The organism is Tabrizicola sp. (genome assembly GCF_031377265.1).
GTDB lineage: Bacteria > Pseudomonadota > Alphaproteobacteria > Rhodobacterales > Rhodobacteraceae > JAUYQR01.
In genome coordinates this window covers 1-5,159 of the sequence record NZ_JANMET010000047.1, presented here as the reverse complement: position 1 = coordinate 5,159, position 5,159 = coordinate 1, and the positions used below count along the sequence as shown (strand labels likewise).

6 protein-coding genes are annotated in these 5,159 nt (G+C 66.0%); 2 read left to right on the top strand and 4 right to left on the bottom strand.

Annotation, left to right across the window (positions count from 1 at the left end; all coding sequences use genetic code 11):
- Positions 1–94 precede the first annotated feature (94 nt).
- Positions 95–1,153 carry a dipeptidase gene (locus tag RMO18_RS02825; protein WP_309663808.1) on the top strand — a complete coding sequence of 353 codons (1,059 nt, stop codon included), beginning with the start codon at positions 95–97 and terminating at the stop codon, positions 1,151–1,153.
- Positions 1,154–1,367: 214 nt separating this feature from the next.
- On the opposite strand, the gene moaA is transcribed toward RMO18_RS02825, so the two are convergent.
- A complete protein-coding gene (gene moaA, locus RMO18_RS02820; RefSeq protein ID WP_309663809.1) occupies positions 1,368–2,384 on the bottom strand; it encodes a GTP 3',8-cyclase MoaA in 1,017 nt (338 codons plus the stop codon).
- Positions 2,385–2,469: 85 nt separating this feature from the next.
- Between moaA and RMO18_RS02815 the strand changes: the two genes are divergently transcribed.
- On the top strand, positions 2,470–2,904 hold the full coding sequence (locus RMO18_RS02815) for a hypothetical protein (RefSeq protein ID WP_309663807.1): 435 nt from the start codon (positions 2,470–2,472) through the stop codon (positions 2,902–2,904).
- Between the two features lie 12 nt (positions 2,905–2,916).
- Here the strand turns inward: RMO18_RS02815 and RMO18_RS02810 are convergent, their stop codons facing one another.
- From RMO18_RS02810 to RMO18_RS02800, 3 genes are all read right to left on the bottom strand, one after another.
- Entirely contained in the window at positions 2,917–3,588 is a 672-nt protein-coding gene (locus tag RMO18_RS02810) for a DNA alkylation repair protein (RefSeq protein WP_309663806.1), read from the bottom strand.
- Positions 3,585–4,133 carry a pyridoxamine 5'-phosphate oxidase family protein gene (locus RMO18_RS02805; protein WP_309663805.1) on the bottom strand — a complete coding sequence of 183 codons (549 nt, stop codon included), beginning with the start codon at positions 4,131–4,133 and terminating at the stop codon, positions 3,585–3,587. Before RMO18_RS02805 ends, RMO18_RS02810 begins: the two co-directional genes overlap by 4 nt.
- Positions 4,134–4,241: 108 nt before the next feature.
- Positions 4,242–5,159: isomerizing glutamine--fructose-6-phosphate transaminase (locus RMO18_RS02800; protein ID WP_309663804.1), on the bottom strand; the 918-nt coding region annotated here is incomplete at its 5' end.

Sequence of the window (5,159 nt, the reverse complement as noted above, 5' to 3'; positions counted from 1 at the left end):
GGGATTGGCTTTTGCCTGGGCGCTGGGGGTGACGTTCCCGATGTTGAGTGCAGGATGAGACTGGCCCCGAGGGGCCCGAGCGGGAGCGCATGCGATGACGGCGGTTTTTGACGGGCACAACGACCTTTTATTGCGGCTGTTCAAGGCCCCGGAAAAGCGGGAGGCGATCTGGTTGCAGGGCACTGAGGGCGGGCATCTGGACCTGCCCCGGATGCGGGCGGGCGGCTTTGCGGGCGGGTTGTTCGCGATCTATGTGCCGTCACCTGTGCTGGAAGACCTGGATGCCTTGCATGACGCGATGCACGAGCCGCCCTATGACGTGCCGCTGCCGCCGTTGATGCGGGCCGATGCGGCGCTGGGTGTGGCGATGGCGCAAGCGGGGCATTTTCACTGGATGGAACGGGTGTCGGGCGGGGCGTTTCGCTGTTGCCGCACGGTGGCGGAGATCCGCGCCGCGATGGCCGAGGGGGTGATTGCCGGGGTCTTGCATATGGAGGGGGCCGAGGCGATTGGCCCGGATCTGGACGCGCTGCATCTGTTTGCCGCCATGGGCCTGCGGTCAATTGGCCCGGTGTGGAGCAGGCCGACGATCTTTGGCCATGGGGTGCCATTCCGCTTTCCTTCGGGTCCCGATACCGGGCCGGGGCTGACCGAGGCGGGAGTTGCGCTGGTGGCGGAATGCAACCGGCTGCGGATCATGATCGACCTCAGCCATCTGAACGAGGCGGGGTTTCGCGATGTGGCGCGGCTGTCGGATGCGCCGCTGGTGGCCACGCATTCCAATGCGCATGTGGTCTGCGCGTCATCGCGCAACCTGACGGATTGGCAGCTGGGTGCGATCCGCGGGTCTGGCGGGATGGTGGGGCTGAACTTCGCGACGGTGTTCTTGCGCCCGGACGGGCGCGATGACCCGGTGATGGGATGGGAGCCGGTGCTGCGCCATCTGGACCATCTGATCGGGGCGCTGGGCGAGGACCATGTGGGCTTTGGGTCAGACTTTGACGGCGCGGTGGTGCCGCGGGGGATTGGCGATGTGGCGGGCCTGCCGGCGCTGATCGGGGCGTTGCGGACGCATGGCTTTGGCGAGGCGTTGATCGCAAAGCTTGCACGGGAAAACTGGCTGGCCGTGCTGGAGCGTACCTGGGGCGGCTGACGCGGTTCGGAGGGGCTTGTCGCAGGCCCGGGATGAGCAGAGTGCCGCGGTGCGGATTCTGACAGGCAAGCGCCATTGCCAGATGTGGGAAGCCCCCTTCGGACGGCCCCACCCACCCACCCGCCGTCCGAAGGGGGCCGATGCTTCGGTGCCGTCGGCGCATGCGGCCACCGGCAAAGGCCTCCGGCGGGGATATTTGAAGAAGAGGAAGTGGTTAGCCGCCGGTATGGCTCATATGGCGGGTCATCTGGCCCCCGATCTTTCCGGCAACCTTTTGCCGCGAGTAATCGAAATCATGGCCCTTGGGTTTGCGGGCGATGGCGGCGCGGATCGCCTGTTCAAGTCCTGCATCCTCAGGGTTGGCGCGCAGGGGCGCGCGCAGGTCGGCCATGTCTTCCTGGCCGAGGCACATGTAAAGTTCGCCCGTGCAGGTGAGGCGCACGCGGTTGCAGCTTTCGCAGAAATTATGGGTGAGCGGCGTGATGAAGCCGATCTTCTGGCCGGTTTCAGCAAGCCTGACATAGCGGGCGGGGCCGCCGGTCTGTTCGGTCAGATCGGTCAGGGCGAAGCGTTCGGCCAGACGGGCGCGCAGATCCTTCAGGGGCCAGTACTGGTCAAGCCGGGTGGCGCTGCCCATGTCATCGCCCATCGGCATCACTTCGATGAAGGTGAGGTCGTGGTCGTTGGCGGCGCACCAGTCGGTGAGGGAGAACAGCTCATCCTCGTTGAAGCCCTTGAGGGCCACGGCGTTGATCTTGACGCGCAGGCCGGCGGCTTTGGCGGCAGCGATGCCGTCAAGCACCTGCGGCAAGCGACCCCAGCGGGTGATCTGCGCGAATTTGGCGGGATCGAGCGTGTCGAGGCTGACGTTGATGCGCTTGATGCCGAGGGCGGCGAGGGGTTCGGCGAATTTGGTCAGTTGCGAGCCGTTGGTGGTGAGGGTGAGTTCCTTCAGCGCACCGGTGCCAAGGTGGCGCGACATCGCCTCGAAAAACGTGAGGATGCCTTTGCGTACAAGGGGTTCACCGCCAGTGATGCGCAGCTTTTGCACACCCATGCGGATGAAGGTGGTGCACAGGCGGTCAAGTTCTTCGAGCGACAGGAGATCGGCCTTGGGCAGGAACGTCATGTTTTCCGACATGCAATAGGTGCAGCGGAAATCGCAGCGGTCGGTGACCGAGACGCGCAGATAAGAGATTGCGCGGGCGAAGGGATCGATAAGCTGTGTCATTGGCAGAAGGTAGGCCCGCGCGGGGACCCGCACAAGGCCGGATGCGACGGTTGCGGGGGCGCGGGCGGCGGGGTAGGCTTGGACCATGAAAAACATCGTGATCCTGGTTGTGATGCTGGCCCTGTCGGGCTGTGGAATGATGCAGCGGCTGCAGGGAAAACCTGCGCCCGCCGAGCCGGTGGCGGTGGCGCCGCTTGGCGCGTCAGGCGTTACGGCTGAGGCGCTGGACACCACGACTGAGGCAGAGAAAGCGGCGGCGCTGGCGGCGCCTGCGACGGGCGGCGAGCGGGAGTTGGGCCGGGTGACGGTGGCGCTTGGCGCGCCGGCCGAGCAGGGGCTGTGGCTGGCGACGGCACTGGTCACAGCACCGGTGATGGGGCGGGTGGTCACCGCATCGGGGGCAAGTCTTGCGGTGGAGTTGCGCCCGGGCACGGGTGGGGCGCTGTTGTCGCTGGCGGCGTTTCAGGCACTTGGGTTGAGCCTGACCGAGCTGCCGGAGGTGACGGTCTACGGGCCGTGAGTTGCCCGCCGGTCAGTCGGCGAGGTAGCGGCTGGCCTCGTTGCGGGCGAAGGGTTTGAGCGCTGCGCCGTGATGGGCGAGAAAGGCCCGGGCACGCGGGGCGTCGTGTTTGGAGAGGTCGCGGACCCACCAGGCGACGGCCTTCTGGATGAACCAGTCCTTGTCATTGGCAAGGGCCGCGCACCAGCCGAGGATGCGGTCACGCGCGGCACCTTCCTCGGGTTTGGGGTGGTTCTGTTTGGTCCAGGGTAGGGTCATCACCAGGGCCGCGCGGCGCGTCCACAGATGCGGCGACGCCACCCAGGTTTCCACGGTGTCAAGGCGGGACGGATCGGCGGTGAGACGCTTTTGGCCCGCAATGGCGGCGTGATCGGCCAAGGCCCAGGCATCGAAGCTGGGAACCCAGGACTGGATCAGCGACCAGACGGCCGCATCGGGGCGGATGCGGGCCTGGGTCAGGAGTTTGGCGGCGGCGACGCGGGCTTCGTGGATGTCGGTGTCCCACAGGCTGGCGGCGAGGGCGATGCGGTCGTCGAGTGACCGCTCGGCACGCCATTGGTCGGTAAGGGTTTCGATATCGGGCACCGGGATGCCGAGATAGCGGCGCGCGGCCTTGTGATAGGCCAGCATCTCGGCGGCCTTGGCGGGGTTGGCGAGGGCTTCCAGTTGGGCCAGCGGGGTCACAGATTGGCCTCGATCCCGGTGGGCAGGCCGTCGATGGTTTCGCGGTTGCGGGTGTCCCAGTAGGTGGCGAGGCCGTCGGGGCCTTTGTCTTCGGCCCAGTTTTTGAGGACCGGACGGTCTTCGCGGAAGTCCATGAACGGCACTGCAAAGCCGCAGGAGGATTGCACGAGGTCGATGGCGACGTCAAAAATCTGCCGCGCGCCGGGCTGATCCGGGAGATGGTCGGCCAGTGCAGGCCAATCGGGATCGTTGCGGTGGATGCTGCGGGCCGTTCCGTAAGCGCGCAGGATCAGCGGGCGGGTGGTGAAGCTGCACCACATCAGGGTGATGCGCGGATCAAGGGCGAGGTGGGCGGCGGTTTCATTGCCCGAGCCGGTGAGGTTGAGCCAGAGGATGCGGTTGGGCATGAGGATTCTGAGGCAATCCATGCCCTTGGGCGACAGGTTGATGCGGCTGCCGGGGGCGGCGCTGGCGGTGAAAAACAGGTGCTGTTCGCCGATGAAGGCGATCTGGTCGGGTTGCAGATCGGGGAAGCGCTTGCCCATGGGGGCTCCTGTCTGAGAGGGCGGACTGGAGGGTTTCACACCCTCCAGACCTCCCGTGGGATATTTGGTGAAGAGGAAGCGGATTTTAGATGGGGTTTAGGGGTTTGGCTATTCCACCGTGACCGATTTTGCGAGGTTTCTTGGCTGGTCCACATCGGTGCCTTTGGCGATGGCGGTGTGGTAGGCGAGAAGCTGCGCGGGCACGGCGTAGAGGATGGGGGCGAAGGCGGGGTCGACCTCGGGCATGGTGACGGTTTTCCAGGCACCCTGGCCCGCCTCGGCGATGCCCTTGGCGTCGGAGATCAGGAGGACGCGGCCATGGCGGGCCATCACCTCTTGCATGTTGGAGACAGTCTTGTCGAACAAGGCATCGCGAGGGGCCAGCACGATCACCGGGACGGCGGCGTCAATCAGCGCGATGGGGCCGTGTTTCAGTTCACCCGATGCATAACCTTCGGCGTGGATGTAGCTGATTTCCTTTAGTTTCAATGCGCCTTCAAGGGCAAGGGGGAACATCGCGCCGCGCCCGAGGAACAGGACATCCTGCGCCTTGGCAAGATCGTCGGCGATGGCGGCGATCTGCGGCGAGAGGGTGAGGGTGTGGCTCATCAACCCTGGCAGGGCACGCAGGGCGGCGAGGTGGGTGGCGAGGGATTCGGGGGTCAGGCGGCCACGGTCGAGGGCGGCTTTCAGCGCCAGGAGGGCGAGGGTGGTGAGTTGGCAGGTGAAGGCCTTGGTCGAGGCGACGCCGACCTCGACCCCGGCCATGATCGGCAAAGCGAGGTCGCTTTCGCGGGCGATGGAGGAGGTCGGGACGTTGACGATGGAGACGATCCGGGCGACCTTGTCCTTGGCGTAGCGCAGGGCGGCGAGGGTGTCGGCGGTCTCGCCCGACTGCGAGACGAAGAGCGCCCAGGAGGTGGGCGAAAGCGGCGGTTCACGGTAGCGGAATTCGGAGGCGATGTCGATTTCGGCGGGTAGGCCCGCGATCTGTTCGAACCAGTATTTGGCGACGTGGCAGGCGTA